The following is a 20712-nucleotide window of genomic DNA, read 5'->3' on the forward strand; positions in this document are numbered from 1 at the left end:
GCGTCCGCCACCCGTGTACGTCCGCCGGCTCGAACTGGTCGACTTCCGCTCCTACGAGCGGGTCGCCGTCGACCTCGAACCCGGCCCCAACGTCCTGGTCGGCGCCAACGGCACCGGCAAGACCAACCTCGTCGAGGCGCTCGGCTACGTGGCGACCCTGGGCTCGCACCGGGTCGCCACGGACGCCCCGCTGGTGCGGCTGGGCGCCACCTCGGCCGTGATCCGCTGCGCGGTGGCGCACGACGGCCGGGAACTGCTGGTCGAGCTGGAGATCGTCCCCGGCAAGGCCAACCGGGCCCGGCTGGGTCGTTCACCGGCCCGGCGGGCCCGCGACGTCCTCGGCGCGCTGCGCATGGTGCTGTTCGCCCCGGAGGACCTGGAACTCGTCCGCGGCGATCCGGCGGAACGCCGCCGCTACCTCGACGACCTGCTGGTCAGCCGCCAGCCCCGCTACGCCGGGGTACGCGCCGACTACGAACGGGTCGTCAAGCAGCGCAACGCCCTGCTGCGCACCGCGTACCTGGCCCGCAAGACCGGCGGGTCGCGCGGCGGGGACCTGTCCACCCTCGCCGTCTGGGACACCCACCTCGCCCGGCACGGGGCCGAGCTGCTCGCCGGCAGGCTGGAACTCGTCGCCGCACTCGGCCCGCACGTCACCAAGGCCTACGACGCGGTCGCCGCCGGCAAGGGCGCGGCGGGCATCACGTACCGGCCGTCGGTGGAACTGACGGACCCGGTGGCGGACCGGGCGGCGCTGGCCGAGACGCTGCTCGCGGCGCTGGCCGAGTCCCGGTCCGCCGAGGTGGAGCGCGGCACCACGCTCGTCGGCCCGCACCGCGACGACCTGGCCCTCACCCTTGGCCCGCTGCCCGCCAAGGGGTACGCCAGCCACGGCGAGTCCTGGTCGTTCGCCCTGGCCCTGCGGCTGGCCGGATACGACCTGCTCCGCTCCGACGGCATCGAGCCGGTGCTGGTGCTCGACGACGTCTTCGCCGAGCTCGACGCGGGCCGCCGCGAGCGGCTGGCGGGGCTGGTCGGCGGGGCGAGCCAACTGCTGGTGACCTGCGCCGTGGACGACGACGTGCCGACCGGCCTGCACGGCGTCCGCTACCAGGTCGGCGATGGGGAGGTGCGCCGTGCCGGATGAGCAGGAGCTGCCGCCGGCCCGGCTCGGGCCCCGTACCCCCGCCGTCGGGCCGGGTGGCCGGGACGCCGCAGCCCCGGGCGGCGGCGCACGCCGCGGTGCCGGCCGGGCGGCCGACGGGACCGGACGGCCCGACGGCCCGGCCGCCGCGGGCGGTGGCGACGCGCCCGCCGGGACGGCGGGGCCGGAACTGGCCCGGGCGGTGCTGGACGCCGCGCGGGCCCGCCGCGAGGCGGCGGCCAAGACCCGCCGCCGCAGCGTCGTCTCCGGCGACGGCGAGGGCGGGCGGCGGCTACGCGGCTACTCCGGCCCCGGGCCGGACCCCCGCGACCCGCAGCCGCTGGGTGTCGTGCTGGGCCGGCTGATGAAGGCGCGCGGCTGGGAGCAGCCGGCCGCCGAGGCGACCGTGTTCGGCGCGTGGGAGCGGGTCGTCGGCCCCGAGGTGGCCCAGAACAGCCGCCCGGTCAAGCTGGAGGACGGCGAGCTGACCGTCGAGGCCCGGTCCACCGCGTGGGCGACGCAGCTGCGGCTGCTCGCCGCCTCCCTGCTCCGGCAGATCGCCAGCGAGGTGGGCCACAACGTGGTGCGCAAGCTGCACATCCACGGGCCGGCCGCGCCGTCCTGGTCCCGGGGGCCGCGCCGCGTCCGGGGCAGGGGCCCCCGCGACACGTACGGCTGACGCCGGGGCCCGCGCGGACGGGCCTGGGCCGCGTCCGACGGGTCCGGGCCGCGCGATGTCGGCGACGTGGCGGTATCCCGGCCGCCCGGATACCGCCACGTCGCCGACATGGAGTCGATCACCACGCGCGGGACGGGCCGGCGCCGGGCGGGTCAGGCGTCGGCGTAGACGGCGAAGCCCCGGTCGGCGCAGCGGCGGTAGAAGGCCGCCAGCACACCCAGCTCGGCGCAGGTGAAGTCCCACTGCGGCGGGTCGCCGTTCTCGTCGCGCAGCCCGTCCAGGCGGGTGTCGAGCCAGCGCAACTGCTGCTCGGCGAGGCGGCCGTCGCCGAGCAGCCCACGCAGCACGGTGCTGACCGAGTCGAAGGTGACCGTCTCTCCGTGCGGCCGGTGCCCGGCCACGAAGCGCTCGATCCCGCCGGCGATCCAGGCGCAGCCGTCCGGGTCGATCACCGGATCCTCGTCCTCGGCCGCGTTCTCCGTGGCGTAGAGCACATTCTCCAGCCCGAGCAGCAGGTCGACCAGCTCCGTGTAGGCGGTCGCCCGGACCGTGCCGGTCTTTGCGATGTGTTCGGCGAGAGCCGCCGTCGGCGCGGAGATCCGCGGCAGGTCGACGATCTCGCCGAAGTCGACGAACTCGGCCGGTGCGACCGGATCGTAGAAGCGGCCGGTCCGCGGCCAGTGCACCGCGACGTTGTCCAGCCCCATCTGGCGTCACCCCTTGAGAGCACGTGTCGAAGCGTTCGGGTCGATCGTCCGGTTCCGACCGGAAAAGATCAAGACCGGCCACGCTGGGCGCCGCAAACCTACGCCCACCGTCCCTCCCGCCGCGACCCCCACCCCCCGAGTCCCGGCGGCGGCGCCGCCACCCGATCCGGGGCTCGCCCGTAGGGGGAGTCGCGGGTGGCGCGGATCGGCCGGCTACGGAGTTCTCAGCCGCCGCGAAGGGGTGCCGAGTGGCGGTTCTGTCGTCTGCGCACAGTAAGATTGAGGGCGAGACGAAGACCCGACACGGTGCGACGGACACGGGCCCACCGGCCCGAGATCATTGTCCCACGTCGGGTCGAGCCGATCGCGATCCGCGGGCATCCGCGGCGACCGGCGCTCCGGCCCGTGCCCCGGTTCACGCCCGGTGCCGGTCCGCGCGCCGACGTCGCGTCCTGTCCGCCGAACCCGCGCCCGACTCGCGCCGCTTGCGGCGCTGGCGGCGCGAGAAAGTGGCCGAGGGTGGCAGCGCAGGACAAGCAGGAGTACGGCGCCGAGTCGATCACCGTCCTCGAAGGGCTGGAGGCGGTCCGCAAGCGGCCGGGCATGTACATCGGGTCGACCGGCGAGCGCGGTCTGCACCACCTGGTGTGGGAGGTCGTCGACAACGCGGTCGACGAGGCGCTTGCCGGCTACTGCGACACCATCGACGTGGTGCTGCTGGCCGACGGCGGGGTCCGGGTCACCGACAACGGGCGTGGCTTCCCGGTCGACCTGCACCCCAAGTTGAAGAAGCCCGGCGTCGAGGTGGCACTCACCGTGCTGCACGCCGGCGGCAAGTTCGACGGCAAGGCGTACGCCGTCTCCGGCGGTCTGCACGGCGTCGGCGTGTCCGTCGTCAACGCCCTGTCCACCAAGATGGCGGTGGAGATCCACAAGTCCGGTTTCGTCTGGCGGCAGCAATACACCAACTCCAAGCCGACGCCGCTGGAGAAGGGCGAGACCACCGACCGCACCGGCTCCGCCGTCGCCTTCTGGCCCGACGCCGACGTCTTCGAGACCGTCGACTTCGACTTCCAGACCATCTACCGCCGCCTCCAGGAGATGGCCTTCCTCAACCGGGGCCTGACCATCCACCTGCTCGACGAGCGGGTCCCCGAGGGCGAGGAGGGCAAGACCCGCGAGGTCACCTTCTGCTACAAGGGCGGCATCGCCGACTTCGTCCGGCACCTCAACGCCTCCAAGAACCCGATCCACAAGACGGTGGTCGAGTTCGGCGCCGAGGAGGAGGGCATGTCGGTCGAGATCGCCATGCAGTGGAACGAGTCGTACGGCGAGTCGGTCTACACCTTCGCCAACACGATCAACACCCACGAGGGCGGCACCCACGAGGAGGGCTTCCGCGCGGCGCTGACCAGCGTGGTCAACCGCTACGGCGCGGACAAGAAGCTGCTCAAGGGCGACGAGAAGCTCTCCGGGGAGGACATCCGCGAGGGCCTCGCCGCGATCATCTCGGTCAAGCTGGCCAACCCGCAGTTCGAGGGCCAGACCAAGACCAAGCTCGGCAACACCCCGGTGAAGAGCTTCGTGCAGCGGGTCTGCAACGAGTGGCTGGTCGACTGGTTCGACCGGAACCCCGCCGAGGCGAAGATCATCATCACCAAGGCGTCCCAGGCCGCCCGCGCCCGCATCGCCGCGCAGCAGGCCCGCAAGCTGGCCCGCCGCAAGTCGCTGCTGGAGTCCGGCTCGATGCCGGGCAAGCTCGCCGACTGCCAGTCCACCGACCCGCGCGAGTCCGAGGTCTTCATCGTCGAGGGCGACTCGGCCGGCGGCTCGGCCAAGCAGGGCCGCGACCCGCGCACCCAGGCGATCCTGCCGATCCGCGGCAAGATCCTCAACGTGGAGAAGGCCCGGATCGACCGGGTGCTGAAGAACAACGAGGTCCAGGCGCTGATCACCGCCCTGGGCACCGGCATCCACGACGACTTCGACATGGAGAAGCTGCGCTACCACAAGGTGGTGCTGATGGCCGACGCCGACGTCGACGGCCAGCACATCCAGACGCTGCTGCTCACCCTGCTGTTCCGCTTCATGCGGCCCCTGGTCGAACTGGGCCACGTCTACCTGGCCGCCCCGCCGCTCTACAAGATCAAGTGGAACAAGAAGGGCGACGACGCGCAGTACGCGTACTCCGACCGCGAACGAGACGGGCTGATCGCGCTGCGCCAGCAGAAGAAGCCCAACGCCAAGCCGGACGACATCCAGCGCTTCAAGGGCCTCGGCGAGATGAACTACCCCGAGCTCTGGGAGACCACGATGAACCCGGCGACCCGCACCCTGCGTCAGGTCACGCTCGACGACGCGGCGGTGGCCGACGAACTGTTCAGCGTGCTGATGGGTGAGGACGTCGAGGCGCGCCGCTCGTTCATCCAGCGCAACGCCAAGGACGTCCGCTTCCTGGACATCTGACGGAGCCGGCGGGCCCGCCCGGCCGTCCACCGGCGGCCCGCCGATCCACAGAGTTATCCACAGTGTGGCCGGTTTCCACAGCGGTTATCCACAGCACGAAACCGACTCTGATTCTGATAAGGGTTAACAGTGACCGATACCCCCGAGTCCACCCCGAGCGAGCCCGAGGTCCCCGAGACCCCCGCCGCCGCAGTCGTGGCGCACGACCGGATCGAGCCGGTCGGGCTCGAGGTGGAGATGCAGCGCTCCTACCTCGACTACGCCATGAGCGTCATCGTCGGGCGGGCACTGCCGGACGTCCGGGACGGGCTCAAGCCGGTCCACCGCAAGATCCTCTACGCCATGTTCGACTCCGGCTACCGGCCGGACCGCGGCTACGTGAAGTGTTCCCGCGTCGTCGGCGACGTGATGGGTCAGTTCCACCCGCACGGCGACTCGGCGATCTACGACGCGCTGGTCCGGATGGCGCAGCCCTGGTCGCTGCGCTACCCGCTGGTCGACGGCAACGGCAACTTCGGCTCGCCCGGAAATGACCCGGCTGCCGCGATGAGATATTGCTTGACCGGCAATGTCCGCATTCGTACCGCCGATGGTGCGGTCCGGATCGGCGACGTCGTTCCCGACGCCGCGCCGAGCAGCGAGACCGACATCGAGCTGAAGGTCCGCGACCGCAACGGTGACCTGGTCCGCGCCAGCAAGTTCTTCCACTCCGGCGAGCACCCGACGCTGCGGCTGCGCACCCGCGAGGGGTACGAGCTGACCGGCACCCACAACCACCCGGTCCTCTGCCTGGTCGACGTGGCCGGCGTGCCGACCCTGCTGTGGAAGCTGCTCGCCGAGATCGGCCCCGGTGACCGGGTGGTCATCCAGCGGACGGTGCCGGAGGAGATCGGCTACCCGATGCTGGAGCACGTCGAGGCGGCCGTCCTCGCCGGCGCGTTCGTCAGCGAGGGCTGGGTGTCCGAGGGCCGGGCCGGCTTCAACAACACCGACCGCGAGTTCTTCGTCCGGGTCCTCGCGGCCTACGACCTCGCCGTCGGCGGCCCGCGCTACGTCAGCCAGCGCACCATCGCCTCCGGGAACCTGCTGCACGAGATCGACGTCCAGGACCTCTCCGTGCTGCGGGAGAGCCTTCTCGGCGAGCTGGTCGGGGCGCGGAGTGCCGCGAAGTTCGTGCCGGAGTTCGTCTGGCGGGGGCCGGCGGCGATCAAGCGGGCCTTCCTCCAGGCCCTCTTCGAGGGCGACGGCTCGTCGTCGCTGCTGCCCCGCAACACCATCCAGATCTCGTACTCGACCCGCAGCGAGCGGCTGGCCCGTGAGGTGCAGCAGCTCCTGCTGGAGTTCGGCGTCATCAGCAAGCAGTGCCGGTACGACAGCGGCGAGATCAAGGTGGTGGTGACCAACCGCCGCGACGCCCAGATCTTCGCCCAGCAGGTCGGCTTCCTCGGCCGCAAGCAGGTCAAGCTGGAGTCGGAGCTGGCCCAGGTGCCGGCGAGCAGCACCGCCCTCTCCGGCGACCACGTGCCGCTGGTCGGCGACTTCATCCGCGAGCACGGCGCCACCCGGTGGACGGAGCGGGACTGGCTGCGCCGGCACAACGTGGACCGGATCGAGCGCTGGGAGCGGGACCGCGACGAGATCGCCGCCCGGATCACCGAGCGCGAGGTGCTCGACGTGGTCGAGCCGCTGGTCGACGGCCGGTTCTACTACGCCGAGGTGGCCAGCGTCACGGACGCCGGGGTGCAGCCGGTCTACAGCATCCGGGTGGACACGGACGACCATTCGTTCGTCTCCGACGGGTTCGTCAGCCACAACACCGAGTGCAAGCTCGACCCGCTGGCGATGGAGATGCTGCGGGACATCGACGAGGACACCGTCGACCTGCAGGACAACTACGACGGCCGGGCCAAGGAGCCCACCATCCTGCCGTCGCGCATCCCGAACCTGCTGATCAACGGCTCCGAGGGCATCGCGGTCGGCATGGCAACGAAGATCCCACCGCACAACCTGCGCGAGATCGGCGCGGCGGTGCAGTGGTGCCTGGAGAACCCGGACGTCGACGAGGCGACGACCCTCGACGCGCTCATCGAGATCGTCAAGGGTCCTGACTTCCCGACCCACGGTCTGATCGTGGGCACCCAGGCGATCCAGGACGCGTACCGCACGGGTCGTGGGTCGATCCGGATGCGGGCCGTGGTGGAGGTGGAGGAGGACAAGCGGGGCCGCCCGGCGCTGGTGGTCAGCGAGCTGCCGTACCAGGTGAACCCGGACAACCTGGCCGAGCGGATCGCGGAGCTGATCAAGGAGGGCAAGCTCGCCGGCATCGCCGACATCCGGGACGAGTCCTCGGGGCGTACGGGCATGCGGATCGTGCTCGTGCTCAAGCGCGACGCGGTCGCCAAGGTGGTGCTGAACAACCTCTACAAGCACACCCAGCTCCAGGAGACGTTCGGCGCGAACATGCTGGCGCTGGTCGACGGGGTGCCGCGCACGCTGAACCTGGCCCAGTTCATCCGCTACTACGTCGAGCACCAGATCGAGGTGATCCGGCGGCGGACGGCGTTCCGGCTGCGCAAGGCCGAGGAGCGGGCGCACATCCTGCGCGGTCTGAGCAAGGCGCTGGACGCCCTGGACGAGGTGATCGCCCTGATCCGGCGGTCGCCGACGGTGGAGGACGCCCGGCAGGGCCTGATCCGGCTGCTGGAGATCGACGAGATCCAGGCGACGGCGATCCTGGACATGCAGCTGCGCCGGCTGGCGGCCCTGGAGCGGCAGCGGATCCTCGACGATCTGGCGAAGCTGGAGCTGGAGATCGCCGACCTCAAGGACATCCTGGCCAAGCCGGAGCGGCAGCGGCGGATCGTCTCGGAGGAGCTGGGCGAGATCGTCGCGAAGTGGGGCGACGAGCGGCGTACGAAGATCGTGCCGTTCGACGGCGAGGTCTCGATGGAGGACCTGATCGCCCGCGAGGACGTGGTGGTCACGATCACCCGCACCGGGTACGCGAAGCGGACGAAGGTCGACCTGTACCGCTCGCAGCGGCGCGGCGGGAAGGGCGTCAGCGGGGCCACGCTGCGGCAGGACGACATCGTCAGCCACTTCTTCGTGTGCTCGACGCACGACTGGATCCTGTTCTTCACGAACAAGGGCCGGGTGTACCGGGCCAAGGCGTACGAGCTTCCGGAAGCCAGTAGGGTAGCCAAGGGCCAACACGTGGCCAATCTGCTCGCTTTCCAAGCGGACGAGCAGATCGCGCAGATCATCGAAATCCCGAACTACCAGGTGGCCCCCTACCTGGTACTGGCCACGAAGAACGGCCTGGTGAAGAAGACGCGGCTCGAGGAGTTCGACTCCAACCGTTCCGGCGGAGTCATCGCGATCAACCTGCGCGATGAGGACGAGCTGGTCGGTGCTGCCCTCGTCGCCCCGTCCGACGATCTGCTGCTGGTGTCGAAGAACGCGCAGGCGATCCGCTTCAACGCCACGGACGAGGCGCTGCGGCCGATGGGTCGGGCCACGTCGGGTGTGATCGGCATGCGGTTCAGCGACGAGGACGTCCTGCTGGCCATGGAGGTGGTCCGCGAGGGGCTGGACGTCCTGGTGGCCACGAACGGGGGATATGCGAAACGTACCCCGATCGAGGAATACCCGGTGCAGGGCCGGGGAGGTAAGGGCGTGCTGACTGCGAAGATCACCGAGCGCCGCGGTGGTCTGGTCGGCGCTGTGGTGATCCACCCGGACGACGAGCTGTTCGCGATCACCAGCAACGGTGGCGTCATCCGGACTCCGGTGAAGCCTGTACGCCGTACGCGTGACCGGAACACAATGGGGGTCAAGCTGATGGACCTCCCGGACGGCGTGACTATCGTGGCGATTGCTCGCAATGCCGACGAGCCTGACGAACAGGACTAGTTGATGACGGAGACACAGGCGAAGTCGGGGAACAAGGGGACCTCGGCCAACCCGGTCGACGAGGAGGCCGCCGCAAAGGGCGGCGCACCAGCGACCGGCCGCGCGGCCGTGGGCCGGGCAACCGTCCCCGCCGACGCGCCTGCCCCGAAGTTCACCCGGGCGCCCGGGATGGCCCCGCCGCCGGACTCCCCCGGCGACGATTCGGGGGCGAGCGACAAGACCGAGACATCCGGCATCGACGCGCCCACCTCCGCGGCGGCTCCGGCCGTGGCGGCGGGCAGTGCGGCCCGTCCGGCGACGACCCAGCCGATCAGGACCGGCGGCGGGCAGTCGGCGGCCGGCAGCAGCGCCGTCACAGGCACCCTGCCGCGCATCGGGGGTGGCACCGCCACGAAGCCGCAGCCGGACGGAGCCCGTCCGGCCGGTGCCGGCCGTCCCGCCAGTGGCGGCGGGCTGCCGCCGGGGGTGGCCGGTGCGTCGGCCGTGGGTGCCGCCCGCGTGGGTGACGCGGTACGCGCGGCGCGTACTTCGGTCAGTTCGGCCGCGTCGCGCGGGCCTCGCCGGGCCCGGCTGAACCTCAAGCGGATCGACCCCTGGTCCGTGATGAAGTTCGCGTTCGCTGTCTCCGTCGTGCTCTTCATCGTGGTGGTCGTGGCCACGTCGGTGCTCTACCTGGCGCTGGACGCGATGGGCGTGTTCCAGAGCGTCAACGACAGCCTGACCGACCTGGTGGCCGCCGGCGGGCAGAGCAGCAGCACCTTCCAGATCACCGCCAAGGGCGTGATCCTGAGTTCCGCCCTGATCGGCCTGGTCAACGTCGTCCTGTTCACCGCGCTGGCGACTCTCGGCGCGTTCGTCTACAACGTCTGCGCCGACCTGGTCGGCGGGATCGAGCTGACGCTCGCCGAGCGGGACTGACCGCGTCCGACGCCGGGGCGTGCCGCGTAAAGCGGTCGCCCCGGCGTCGTGCGTCCGGGTAGTTTCGGGGGGTACGGCGGGGCGTGCGGCGCTCGGCGGCCCCCGATTTGGGGCGCGGCGGGCGGATGCGTTAACCTTGGCCGTCGCCACGCGGGGCTATAGCTCAGTCGGTTAGAGCGCAGAGCTGATAACTCTGAGGTCGCTGGTTCGATTCCAGCTAGCCCCACCGCACATCGTTCCGACGGCTGTCGAGCGCAAGGGGTCGCCCCATGTTCAAGAAGCTTCTGATTCTGGCCGGCGTCGTCGGTGTAGCTGCCCTGGTCGCTCGTAAGGTCAAGGCCTCCAACGACGAGCGGGCCCTGTGGCACGAGGCGACCACCGCGCCCGACCTGCGCTGACCGTCTCTTCGACTGTCAGCTCCGGGCGGATCCGCCCGCCTTCGGGGCCCTAGCTCAACTGGCAGAGCACTGCCTTTGCAAGGCAGGGGTTAGGGGTTCGAGTCCCCTGGGCTCCACCAGCACTTTCCTTGGTTGATCTCGGTCCCGAGTACAGCCATCCGTACAGCCAAGCGGTTCACGCCGTTCCTTCCTCGCCGAGCACGCGATCGATGGCCGAGGCCACCGTGCACGTCGCAGCGAGCGGTAAACGAGTGGTTTCCCGCTTCTGAAGCGCGGCCTAGCAGGCCGTGTTCTGCTTCGGCAGGTGCCCGTGCACCAGGTAGGCGGTGACCATGTCGGTCATGCAGGCGTTGGCCTGGCCGCTGAGCAGGGGCACGTGTGTCTGCTTGTCCACGGTGACCAGTCGGGAGCCGGTGATGGCGCGGGCGGTCGCGATCGAGTTGGCCGGCGGCACCGAGGCGTCGCGCAGCGCGGCGACGACGAGCGCCGCCGGTGCCCGGTTGCTGGCCAGCGGCGGGGTGTTGTCCCGGCTGACCGGCCAGAAGGCGCAGGGGTTGAGGTTGGCCATCGACGGGCCGAAGACGGGATAGCGGGTGCCGAGGCGGGTCAGGTCGCGGCGGTAGGTCGCGAGGTCGCGCGGCCACGCGTTGTCGCCGCAGCGGAATGCCATGTTGACCGCGGTGTGGTTGTCGGCCGGCACACCCGGCGTCCCGGGCAGGGGGGCCGGTCGCGGGTCGAGTGGGATCGGCGGTGGGGTCCGGGCGAGGATGGCGGCCAGGTTGGTCGCGACCACCGGCCACAGCTGCTCGAAGTACGTCGCGATGACCGTCAGGGAGCCGAGTTCACCGACGGTCCAGGCGTGGTCTCCGGCCACGATCGGCTCGATCGCCGCCTCGGCGAAAGCCTCGCTCAAGGTTCCCGCGGCCTCGGCCGGCGTGCTCCCGAGCCCGAACGCCGCGCTGTTGTCGGCGAGGTAGCCGGTGAACGCGGCGTAGTTCTCCTCGAAGGCGGGAATCCGGTTCAGCTCGTAGGGGCGCCAGGCGAGGTCGTAGTTGACCGGGCTGTCCAGCACGAACCGGTCCACCCGGTGCGGGAAGAGTGTGCCGTACGCGACGCCGAGCATCGCCGCGTACGAGCCCCCGAGGAAGGACAGCTTCCGCTCGCCGAGGCTTGCCCGGATGGCGTCCATGTCGCGGGCTGCCTGTGCGGTCGTGGCGAACGGCAGCGCCCAGCCGGCGTGCCGGGCGCAGTCGCGGGTGTACTCGCGGGCCTCGGCGGCGGTGTCCTTGAGGGACTGATAGGTCGCGGTGCGCACCCAGTAGCCGCCCGGCTCCTCTTCCGGCTGGCCGCAGGTGATCGGAGTACTGCGTTCGACGAAGCGCATGTCGAACCCGACGATGTCGTACCGGGCGAGCACTGCGGGGTCGACGATGGCGGCGAGGTTCAGCGGCTCGGGGACGCCGGCACCACCCGGCCCGCCGCCCGTGGTGACCAGCACGCCGCGGCGGAGCGCCGGGTCGGTCGCGGGGAGCCGGGAGATCATGATGTCGATCGTCGGGCCGGCTGGCCGCGCATGGTCGAGCGGCACCTGGACGGTGGCGCAGCGCAGGCGCGTGTCGTCGACACCTGGGCAGGCCCGCCACGCGAGGGTCGCTCCGCTGGCTGCTCCGGCTGAGGCGACGGTCATGGTGAGGAAAGCGACGACGACAGCGGCCAACGCGCGCATCCACGCCCCCGGGCATCGACTCATGTATATCTACGTCGCACACGCTAGGGCGTATGTTCCCGCGCCGCAACGTTGCTCTTCAGCCGACCGGGGCGGTGACTCCGGCGTCGCGGAGCAGCGCGAGCAGGCCGTGGCCGTCCTCGACTACGGCGTCCGGGGCGAGCGCGGGCAGGGGCTCCTCGCGGTCGGTGCGCGGCGAGCGCATCAGCACCGCCGCCCCGGCTCCGGCGCGGCGGGCGCAGGCGACGTCGCGGTGCCGGCTGTCGCCGACGAACCAGCAGTCGGCGACCGGCACGCCGAGCGCCCGGGCGGCGAGCCGGGCCAGCTCCGGGTTCGGCTTACGCACGCCCGCCTCGTCGCTGTAGAGCTGCGCGGTGAACAGTGTGCCGAGGCCGGCGGCGGCCAGGAAGTCGCGTGGGGCGGCACCGCAGGTGGTGTTGCTGACGACCGCGAGCGGGAGGCCGGCCCGGGTGGCGGCGGCGAGGGCGTCGGGGATGCCGGGGCGCACGGCCCACTGCTGGTGCCAGGTCCACGCGTACGCCAGCGGGGTCGCCTCCCGGTCGACGGCGGCCCGGGCCGGAGCCGGCCAGCCGCCGGTGACGAACCTGGCCCACACCTGCCGGTGGCCCAGCTCGACGGGGTGCTCCCCGGCGCTCTCCTCGTCCCGCCACAGCCCGTACGCCTGGGCGCCGGCCGTCAGGTCGCGGGCGATCTGCTCGGCGGGGACCGCGCCGCCGACGAGCCGGAACAGCCGCTGGACCAGCTCGGGCGGGTTCGGTGGCTGCGGTGGCGCGTCCGCGAGGACCCCGCCGAAGTCGAGCAGGAGCGCACGCGGTGTCCGGAGCATGCCCGCATCCTCTCGTACCGGCGGGGAGAGGAGAAGGGGCGAGCCGGTGCGCCCGGGACGGGCAGGTTAGCGTCGGGGGGTGAGCACCGGATCTCCGCGCGTCCTGCCCGTCGAGAGCGGCATCGCCGAGGCTGCCTCGGTCCTGCGGGCCGGGGGGCTGGTGGCGTTCCCGACCGAGACCGTCTACGGGCTGGGCGCGAACGCCCTCGACGCCCGTGCGGCGGCCCGGATCTTCGAGGCGAAGCAGCGGCCGAGCTTCGACCCGCTGATCACCCACCTCGCCGACGCGGCCGACCTGGCCGGGCTGGTGGGGCCCGTGCCCGAGGCGGTGGCGGCGCTGGCCGAGCGGTTCTGGCCGGGGCCGCTGACGCTGATCGTGGACCGTCCCGCCGCCATCCCGCCGATCGTCACCTCCGGGCTGGAGACGATGGCCGTGCGGGTGCCGGACGAGGCGTCCGCGCGGGCGCTGATCGCGGCGGCGGGGGTGCCGGTGGCCGCGCCGAGCGCCAACCGGTTCGGGCAGCTCAGCCCCACCCGGGCCGAGCACGTGGTGGCGGGGCTGGGCGGCGCGGTCGACGTGGTGCTCGACGGCGGACCGACCCGCTGCGGCATCGAGTCGACCATCGTGGATGCCCGGGGCGGGCGGCCGGTGGTGCTGCGGCTCGGCGCGCTGCCGGTGGAGACCCTGGTCGAGGCGGTGGGCCCGGTGACCGTACGCCCGGGCAGTTCCGGCCAGCCGGTGGCACCCGGGACGCTGGCCGCGCACTACGCCCCGCGTACCCCGTTGCGGGTGGCGGGTGGGGCGGAGCCGGCGGCCGGCGACGGCACCCGGCGGGGTTTCCTGGCCTTCCGGGAGCGACCGGCGGGCGGCGACTGGGCGGCGGTCGAGGTGCTGTCGCCCGGGGGTGACCTGACGGTGGCGGCGGCCCGGCTCTTCGACGCGCTGCACCGACTCGACGCGGCCGGGGTGACGGAGATCGTCGCGGAGCGGGTGCCGGACGTCGGGGTGGGGCGGGCGGTCAACGACCGGTTGGGCCGGGCGGCGGCGACCTGGCGGTCGGACGCCTGACGCGGGGCGGTCGGGCGGCGGTGCCGGGCGCCTGCGGTTCAGGGGTGAGAAGGGGACCCTTCTCTACCGGAGGCGTCAACAAGGGGCCCTTCCTTACCCAGCAGGCGGGTGAGGGTGCCGTTGGCCAGGGTCGCGCCGAGCGCCGAGCCCGCCGCGATGCTCCAGCCGACCGGCCCGAGCGGGGTGCAGCCGAAGAACTGGCTGACCCCCGGCGTCTGCACCACGAGCACCAGCGCCCCGACGGAGGCGGCGGTCGACACGAGCACCGTGGGGCTGGTGCCGCCGGCCAACACGGTCTGCCCGAGCTGGGTGCCGACGAGCGAGGCGAGCGCGACCGTGCCGGCCCGCCGTTGTCGCCCCGTGTAACGGGCGAGCGTCCAGCCCACCGTCGCGCCCAGCGTGGTGGACGCCGCCCGCAGCGCGATCTCCCGGGTCAGCGTCTCGCCGAGCGAGCTGTCCGGGCCCTCCCGTAGCAGGTGGTCGGCGTGGCCGTCGGCGGGTGGCCGGACGGCGATGGCCAGCGCCGGTGCCAGGTCGGTGAGCAGGTTGACCAGGAGCAGCTGCCGCCCGTTGAGCGCCGACCGGCCGGTGCTGGCGGCGCTGAGCACGCTGAACGCGATCTCGCCGAGGTTGCCGCCGACGAGGATGCTCAGCGCGTGCCGGACGGACGACCACATGGCCCGACCCTCGACGAGGGTGGCGATGATGGTCTCCAGCCGGTCGTCGGTGACCACCAGGTCGGCGGCGGCGCGGGCGGCGGGGGTGCCCCGCTGGCCGAGGGCGATGCCGACGTCGGCGAGTCGGATCGCCGGGGCGTCGTTGGCCCCGTCGCCGGTCATCGCCACGGTCCGCCCGTTGCGCTGCAACGCCTGGATGATGCGTACCTTGTGGGCCGGGGTGCAGCGGGCCACCACGTCGGTGCGGGTCAGCCGTTCGGCGAGCGCGTCGTCGTCGAGCCGGTCCAGCTCGGTGGCGGTGGCCACCCGCTGCTCGCCGTGGTCGGGGCTGATGGTGGCGGCGATCGCCTCGGCCGTCGCCGGATGGTCCCCGGTGATCATGATGGTGTGCACGCCGGCCTGCCGGATCCGGCGCACGGCGGGCGCGGCGGACTCGCGTACCCCGTCGGCGATCGCCAGCAGGCCGACGAAGACGAGGCCCGTCACGTCGTCGTCGGTCACGGTCTCGGCGGTGACGGGACGCTCGGCGACGGCCAGGACGCGGTGCCCTGCGCCGGCCCGCTCGGCGAGCATCCGGTGCAGCTCGGCCCGGCCGGCGTCGTCCAGCGGCCGGTCGTGCCCGTCGGCGGTGCGCCGGGCGGCGCAGCGGGGCACCACCGTCTCCGGGGCGCCCTTGACGCTGAGCAGCAGCCCGCCGCCGGCCCGGCCGACGGTGGCGTGGTAGCCCCGCGACGGCTCGAACGGCAGGCCGCCCGCCGCCTGCCAGCCGTCGGCGTCGGTCCGCTCGTCGACCCCGGCCGCCGCCGCGCCCCGGCGTACCGCCCGGTCGGTCTGCTGGGGCAGCTCGTCCGGGTCGCCGGCCGGGGTGGCGCGCAGCGCGGCGGCCAGGGTCCGTCGCAGCGCACCGTCCAGATCCTCCGGCGCGGCGTACCGGGTGCCGCTGCCGTCGCCGACGCCGGCGAGCAGCAGCTTGCCCTCGGTGAGGGTGCCGGTCTTGTCGAAGCACAGCACGTCGACGCGGCCCAGCGCCTCGATGGTGCGCGGGTTGCGGACCAGCGCGCCGTGCTCGGCCAGCCGCCGGGCGGCGGCGAGCTGGGCCGCGCTGACCAGGAACGGCAGGCCCTCCGGCACCGACGCCACCGCCAGGTTCGCGGCGGTCGCCGCCGTCTCCGCCAGGGGTACGCCGCGCAGCAGCCCCGCCCCGGCCACCGCCACCGCCGACCCGGCGGCCAACGGGACGGCCGACCTGGTGAGCTTGCCGAGCCGGGCCTCCACGCCGCTGGCCGGGGGCGACTGCCGGGCCAGCGCCAGGCTGCGTCCCGCCTCGGTGTCCGAGCCGGTGGCGACGACGACGGCGGTGCCGTGGCCGGTGGCGATGGTGGTGCCCTCGTACAGCATGGAGTGGCGGTCGGCGACGGCGGCGGCGACCACCGGGTCGGCGGACTTGCCCACCGGCAGCGACTCGCCGGTCAGCGACGACTCGTCGGCCTCCAACCCGTCGGTGGCGAGCACCCGGCAGTCCGCCGGTACGGCGTCGCCGGGCCCCAGGACGATCACGTCCCCGCTGACCAGTTCCTCGGCGGCGACGGTCCGTTCCGTGCCGCCGCGGCGGACCAGGGCGGTGACCGCCGAACGGGACAGCAGCTCGGCCAGCGACCGTTCGGTGTTGCGCTGGTGGACTGCACCGACCAGCGCGGACCCGCCGACCACCCCGCCGACGAGGGCGGCGTCGACCAGCGAGCCGAAGCTCGCGGAGAGCACCGCCCCGGCGGCGAGTACGGGGGTGAGCGGGTTGGCCAACTCGTCGACGAACGCGCGGAGCAGTCCCGACGGGCCCGGCGTGTCCCCGGTGCGGCGGCCCAGGCGGCGGTGCGCCTCGGCGTCGTCGAGGCCGTCGGGGCCGGTGCCGAGCTGGCGCAGCACCGCGTCGGTCGGCATCAGGTGCCACGCCGTCGGGGCCGGCGGCGCGCTGTCCGCCCGGTCCGGCAGCCGGCCCGCCCGCCACACCCCGTGCAGGAAGGCCAGGGCGGCGGCCCCGTTCACGGCGGCCAGCGTCCGGCCCGGAAGCTGCCGGGGGTCGGCGGTGAACGCGCCGAGCGCCCCCAGCCCGGTGCCGGCCAGCGACAGCCGGATGTTCTGCGCGGTCATCCGGCGGGCCACCCCCGCCGCCTCGATGATCAGGGCGGCGACCCGCAGGTCGGTGCCCACCAGCAGGTGGGCCCCCCACGGCGGCAGGTCGTCGGGCCCGGTTACCCCGAGCCCGCAGTCGGACGCCCCCAGTGCCGTCCGGTCGGCGGAGAGCAGCAGCACCACCGCGCCGTCGCGCTGCAACTGACGCACGGTGTCGACGGTCCGTGGGCCGCCGGGAAGGACGGCGTCGGCGAAGGCGTACCGGCCGTCGTCGTCGCCGGCGACCACCAGCCGCAGGCCGGCCTGCCGGATGGCGGTGGGTAGCGCGTCCACGCCGGGGGCGGGCTCCGGTTCCACCCGGAGCAGCGCGACGAGGCGGTCCGCCTCGGCGAGGCCGAGCAGCGTGCCGCCGCCGGAGCGCAGCCGCCGGCTGTCGTCGGTGTCGCCCGGGTCGGTCGCGCCGACGGCGTCCAGCGGGCCGAGCCGCCACCCGTCGGCCTGCTGCACCTGGCCGGGGGCGGCCGGGTCGAACAGCGCGAAGGCGCGGGCGGCCACCTGCCCGGTGTCCGCCCCGGACAGCGGGGCGAGATCGGCGAGGACCGCCCGCTGCGAGCCGAGCACCGCGGCGTCCAGCACCACCGTGTCGATCCGGTCGAGTTCCCGCAGCACGCTGCGGTCCATGGCGATCACGCCGCGCCGGGCGAGCATGCGGCCGAGTTGGGCGGCGTACCCCTCACGGCCGCTGCCCGGGGCCTTGGACAGGCTGGAGAGCCCGAGCGCGGCGGCCCGCTTGCCCCCGACCACCGGGACCGCCGCCGCGGCGGACGCCGCGCCCGCCGTCAGCATCCGGCTGACGAAGCGTTCGGCGGGTCCGTCCGGCTTCGGGTTCGGGCGTTCCGCCGTCGGGACCCGGGCGACGGCCCGGTCCGGGTCGCCGGTGAGTCGGGGCTCCGCCTTCGTCCAGGCGGTGAGTTGGGCGCGGGCCTCGCCCCACTGCACGACGCGCTGCGCGCCGTCCAGCACGATCCCGGCCCAGCCGCCGGTGAGGCCCTGCACGACCGCCTCGGCGAGCGGGAAGAGGATGTCGGCGCGCGGGTCGGCGCGTAACCCCCGGCCGGCGAGGGCGTGCAGCTTGGGGTGCAGGTCGACGGCGGCGAGCAGGCCGGACACCTCGCCCGGGACCGGGGTGAACGGCAGGATCCGGGTGGCCGCCGAGATGGTCAGGCCGAGCGCGTCCGAGGCGAGCGCACCGAGGGTGCGGGGGGTGCGCGGCCCGTCCTCGGGCGGGTGCGGGGGCGGGATCTCCGGGTCGGGCTCGTGGTCGCAGGTGCGTTCGCAGCGGGCGATCGTGGTGATGAGGTCGCGCAGTTTCGGTTCCGGTTCCCCGACGGCCACGACCACGCGGCCGGATGCCGCGTTCACCCGGGCCCAGGTCACCCCGGGCAGCCGTTCCAGCGTGCGTTCCACCTGGCGGGCGAGCCGGTCGCCGCCGTCCTGGCCGACGCCGTGCACCTCGATGTGGTGCCGACCCGGCCGGGACCAGACCCGGCGACTGGTCAGGCCGGCCGACCGGGCCAGCCGGGTCGCGGCGACGCCGACGCTGCGGGAGGCGTCGCCCACCAGGTGCGGCACCGTCCGGGACACGTCGCCGACCAGGGGCATCGTCACCGACGGCAGGAGGCGGCCGGCGAGCCGACCCAGCGAGGTCATCGAGCGGTACGGCCGGAGCGCCGCCGGCCGGCTTTCCCGGTGCCGCCGCTGCTCCCGCCGTACGCCATCTCGCCTCCCACGCTCGGTCCCGGCGGGCTGACTTCCCGCCCGCTCGGGCGTCATGCCCCCTTCGTCCGGGAATTTCTCGGCGGTTGCCCGAGAAGTTCCTCCGCCACTGGCATGGACGCGACCGACGGTGGAACGCGGCTCGGGTCATGGCCAGCGCGGACGACACAGGGGAGGCCGGGATGAGCACGATCACGCGACACCTCAGCGGGGCGCACGAGATGGTGCGGACGTACAGCCGCCGGGTGGAGGTGCCGATGCTGGGCGAGGTCGCCGTGCCGCCGCCCGACAAGGTGGCCTACTACGCGGGCCTCGGGGTGCTCGCCGCGCTCCAGGTCATCGAGTGGCCGCTCGCGCTGGTCATCACCGCCGGGCACCTGCTCGCCGACCAGCACCTGTCCGGGCTGGCGAGGGGAATCGGCGAGGCGCTGGAGTCCGCCTGATCCTTTGCGGCGCGTCGAGCGGGGGTGGGTGAGGCCCGATCGCGCGGGGTGAGAGCCCGGTCACGTCCGGCTTGACCTGAATCCGGGTTGAGGTCGCAGGCTGGGCGCATGCTGATCGAACTGCTGAGGATCGAGGTGAGCCGGGAACGCCCGGCCGGCGGGCGGCGGCGGAAGCCCCCGGTTGCGCCACCGGCGTGGGTCTTCCGCACAGCCGGCCGGCGGTGACCGCCGTCGCGCCCCCGGCCGCCCCGGGGCACCTGTTCGCCCCCGCGCTGCGCGCCATGACGGTGGGCGTGGTGGCACTGGTGTCGCTGCTGGCCTTCGAGGCGCTGGCCGTCGGCACCGCCATGCCCACCGTCGCCCGCAGCCTCGACGGGCTGTCCCTCTACGGGCTCGCGTTCGGCGGGGCCTTCGCCTCCGGCGTGGTGGGGATGGTCGTCTCCGGGGTGTGGTGCGACGCGCGGGGCCCCCGGGCACCCGTGTGGCACGGGGCGGGCTGGTTCGTGGCCGGGCTGCTCGTCGCCGGCTCCGCGTCGACGATGGGCGTGCTCGTGGCGGGCCGGATGGTGCAGGGCTTCGGCTCGGGCCTGCTGTCGGTCGCGCTCTACGTGGTGGTGGGGCGGGCGTACCCGGAGGCGCTGCACCGGCGGATCTTCGCCGCGTTCGCGGCGGCGTGGGTCATCCCGTCGCTGGTCGGCCCGGCGATCGCCGGGCTGGTCGTCGAGTACCTCGGCTGGCGGTGGGTCTTCCTGGCGGTGCCCGCGGTGGCGGTGCCGGCGCTGCTGCTCGTCCAGCCGGGCCTGCGCAGCCTCGCACCGTCCGCCGTCGTCCGGCCGTCGACCGGCGCGGCGGCCCGGGTCGGCTGGGCCTTCGGGGCGGGGGCGAGCGCCGCACTGCTGCACTACGGGGGGCAGCAGCGCGGCGTGCTCGCGGTCGGCCTGGTCGGTGCCGCGCTCGCGGGCCTGTTCTGCTGCGCCCCGCGCCTGCTGCCGGCCGGCTTCCTGCGGGCCGGCCGGGGCCTGCCCACGGTGGTGGGGCTGCGGGGGCTGGCCTCGGCCGCGTTCGCCGGTGCCGAGGTGGTGATCCCGCTGATGCTGTCCCGGGAGCGCGGGCTCACGCCGACCGGCGCGGGTCTGGTCCTGACCGTCGGCGCGCTCTCCTGGTCGGCCGGGTCCTGGTTGCAGGGCCGGCTGCCCGCGCCCGGCTCCGCGGTGCCCGCCCCAGCGTCGGCGGCCCGGCGCGGTCTCCTGGCCGGGCTGCGGGACCGGCTCGCGCCCCGGTCCTCCGCCACGCTGGTCCGCGCCGGGCTCGCCTGCATCACCGGCGGGACCGCCACGGTGGCGCTCGCGGTGTGGCCGGCGGTGCCGCTGCCGGTGTGCGTGCTCGGCTGGGCTGCCGCCGGGCTCGGGATGGGGCTGCTCTACCCGTCGCTGTCGGTGCTCACCCTGGAGCTGTCCGCCCCCGGTGAGCAGGGCCGCAACAGCTCCTCCCTGCAACTGGGCGACTCGCTCTTCGCGGCGACCGTGCTGGCGCTGACCGGCGCGGTGCTCGCGGCGGGCACCACCCCCGGCCGGTCGAGCTACGCGGTGACCCTGGTCCTGGCGGCCGGCCTGGCCGGGTTGGGCGTCCTGCTCGCCGGCCGGGTGATCCCGGCAGGGCCGGCTCCGGGCTCCCGGCAGTGAGATCCCGGCCGGCAGGCGTCCGCTGGCCTGGCGGCCCGGCCCCCGGTAGCCGGCCCACCTGTCCGGCCCGGTTTCGCGGCGCGGGTCCGGTCACGAGCCGGCGGGCCGGCTCGTCGGGTCGGTGGACGACCCTGCCCG

Annotated in this window: 13 protein-coding genes and 2 tRNA genes; 11 read left to right on the forward strand and 4 right to left on the reverse strand. The window is 73.7% G+C overall.

Annotated elements, in window-relative coordinates; all coding sequences use genetic code 11:
• Positions 1-13 precede the first annotated feature (13 nt).
• Together recF and TK50_RS01590 are read left to right on the forward strand one after the other, a co-directional pair.
• Positions 14-1147, forward strand: coding sequence for a DNA replication/repair protein RecF (gene recF, locus TK50_RS01585; RefSeq protein WP_043961009.1), 1134 nt, complete (start codon positions 14-16; stop codon positions 1145-1147).
• On the forward strand, positions 1137-1823 hold the full coding sequence (locus TK50_RS01590; protein ID WP_043961010.1) for a DciA family protein: 687 nt from the start codon (positions 1137-1139) through the stop codon (positions 1821-1823). Before recF ends, TK50_RS01590 begins: the two co-directional genes overlap by 11 nt.
• Positions 1824-1975: 152 nt before the next feature.
• On the opposite strand, the gene TK50_RS01595 is transcribed toward TK50_RS01590, so the two are convergent.
• The gene (locus TK50_RS01595; RefSeq protein WP_043961011.1) at positions 1976-2530 is read right to left on the reverse strand and encodes a hypothetical protein; all 555 of its coding nucleotides are present in this window, start codon (positions 2528-2530) and stop codon (positions 1976-1978) included.
• Positions 2531-3049: 519 nt separating this feature from the next.
• Here TK50_RS01595 and gyrB point away from each other — a divergent pair.
• The 6 genes from gyrB to TK50_RS01620 all read left to right on the forward strand — a co-directional run bounded on the left by gyrB (position 3050) and on the right by TK50_RS01620 (position 10343).
• Positions 3050-4996, forward strand: a complete 1947-nt coding sequence (gene gyrB, locus TK50_RS01600; protein WP_043961013.1) for a DNA topoisomerase (ATP-hydrolyzing) subunit B — start codon at positions 3050-3052, stop codon at positions 4994-4996.
• A 264-nt stretch (positions 4997-5260) separates the two neighbouring features.
• Positions 5261-8908 (forward strand): intein-containing DNA gyrase subunit A, encoded by a 3648-nt coding sequence (gyrA, locus tag TK50_RS01605; protein WP_422119934.1) that lies wholly within the window; start codon positions 5261-5263, stop codon positions 8906-8908.
• A gap of 3 nt (positions 8909-8911) precedes the next feature.
• Entirely contained in the window at positions 8912-9826 is a 915-nt protein-coding gene (locus tag TK50_RS01610; RefSeq protein WP_043961015.1) for a DUF3566 domain-containing protein, read from the forward strand.
• 152 nt (positions 9827-9978) lie between these two features.
• Positions 9979-10052, forward strand: a tRNA-Ile gene (locus TK50_RS01615).
• A gap of 43 nt (positions 10053-10095) precedes the next feature.
• Positions 10096-10224 carry a DLW-39 family protein gene (locus TK50_RS34665; protein WP_218107428.1) on the forward strand — a complete coding sequence of 43 codons (129 nt, stop codon included), beginning with the start codon at positions 10096-10098 and terminating at the stop codon, positions 10222-10224.
• Between the two features lie 43 nt (positions 10225-10267).
• Positions 10268-10343 (forward strand) — tRNA-Ala (locus TK50_RS01620).
• Positions 10344-10501: 158 nt separating this feature from the next.
• Here the strand turns inward: TK50_RS01620 and TK50_RS01625 are convergent.
• Complete coding sequence (locus tag TK50_RS01625; RefSeq protein WP_158499145.1) at positions 10502-11911, reverse strand: alpha/beta fold hydrolase; 1410 nt, start codon at positions 11909-11911, stop codon at positions 10502-10504.
• A 118-nt stretch (positions 11912-12029) separates the two neighbouring features.
• Positions 12030-12797 (reverse strand): HAD-IA family hydrolase, encoded by a 768-nt coding sequence (locus TK50_RS01630; RefSeq protein ID WP_043961019.1) that lies wholly within the window; start codon positions 12795-12797, stop codon positions 12030-12032.
• Between the two features lie 103 nt (positions 12798-12900).
• Between TK50_RS01630 and TK50_RS01635 the strand changes: the two genes are divergently transcribed.
• Positions 12901-13866 (forward strand): L-threonylcarbamoyladenylate synthase, encoded by a 966-nt coding sequence (locus TK50_RS01635; RefSeq protein ID WP_043963644.1) that lies wholly within the window; start codon positions 12901-12903, stop codon positions 13864-13866.
• A 38-nt stretch (positions 13867-13904) separates the two neighbouring features.
• Here the strand turns inward: TK50_RS01635 and TK50_RS01640 are convergent, their stop codons facing one another.
• Complete coding sequence (locus TK50_RS01640) at positions 13905-18383, reverse strand: cation-translocating P-type ATPase (RefSeq protein WP_043961020.1); 4479 nt, start codon at positions 18381-18383, stop codon at positions 13905-13907.
• 248 nt (positions 18384-18631) lie between these two features.
• Here TK50_RS01640 and TK50_RS01645 point away from each other — a divergent pair, with 248 nt between their 5' ends.
• On the forward strand, positions 18632-18892 hold the full coding sequence (locus TK50_RS01645) for a hypothetical protein (RefSeq protein WP_199485956.1): 261 nt from the start codon (positions 18632-18634) through the stop codon (positions 18890-18892).
• A gap of 221 nt (positions 18893-19113) precedes the next feature.
• Entirely contained in the window at positions 19114-20574 is a 1461-nt protein-coding gene (locus TK50_RS01650) for an MFS transporter (protein WP_043963646.1), read from the forward strand.
• Positions 20575-20712 lie beyond the last annotated feature (138 nt).

The organism is Micromonospora haikouensis, assembly GCF_000876225.1.
Taxonomy (GTDB): Bacteria; Actinomycetota; Actinomycetes; order Mycobacteriales; family Micromonosporaceae; genus Micromonospora; species Micromonospora haikouensis.

Bases quoted from the DNA above. Each gene is read 5' to 3' on its own strand.
- TK50_RS01595 (WP_043961011.1), bottom strand. From the start codon at position 2,530: ATGGGGCTGGACAACGTCGCGGTGCACTGGCCGCGGACCGGCCGCTTC.
- gyrA (WP_422119934.1), top strand. From the start codon at position 5,261: ATGAGCGTCATCGTCGGGCGGGCACTGCCGGACGTCCGGGACGGGCTC.
- TK50_RS01610 (WP_043961015.1), top strand. From the start codon at position 8,912: ATGACGGAGACACAGGCGAAGTCGGGGAACAAGGGGACCTCGGCCAAC.
- TK50_RS34665 (WP_218107428.1), top strand. From the start codon at position 10,096: ATGTTCAAGAAGCTTCTGATTCTGGCCGGCGTCGTCGGTGTAGCTGCC.
- TK50_RS01625 (WP_158499145.1), bottom strand. From the start codon at position 11,911: ATGACCGTCGCCTCAGCCGGAGCAGCCAGCGGAGCGACCCTCGCGTGG.
- TK50_RS01630 (WP_043961019.1), bottom strand. From the start codon at position 12,797: ATGCTCCGGACACCGCGTGCGCTCCTGCTCGACTTCGGCGGGGTCCTC.
- TK50_RS01640 (WP_043961020.1), bottom strand. From the start codon at position 18,383: ATGACCTCGCTGGGTCGGCTCGCCGGCCGCCTCCTGCCGTCGGTGACG.
- TK50_RS01645 (WP_199485956.1), top strand. From the start codon at position 18,632: ATGAGCACGATCACGCGACACCTCAGCGGGGCGCACGAGATGGTGCGG.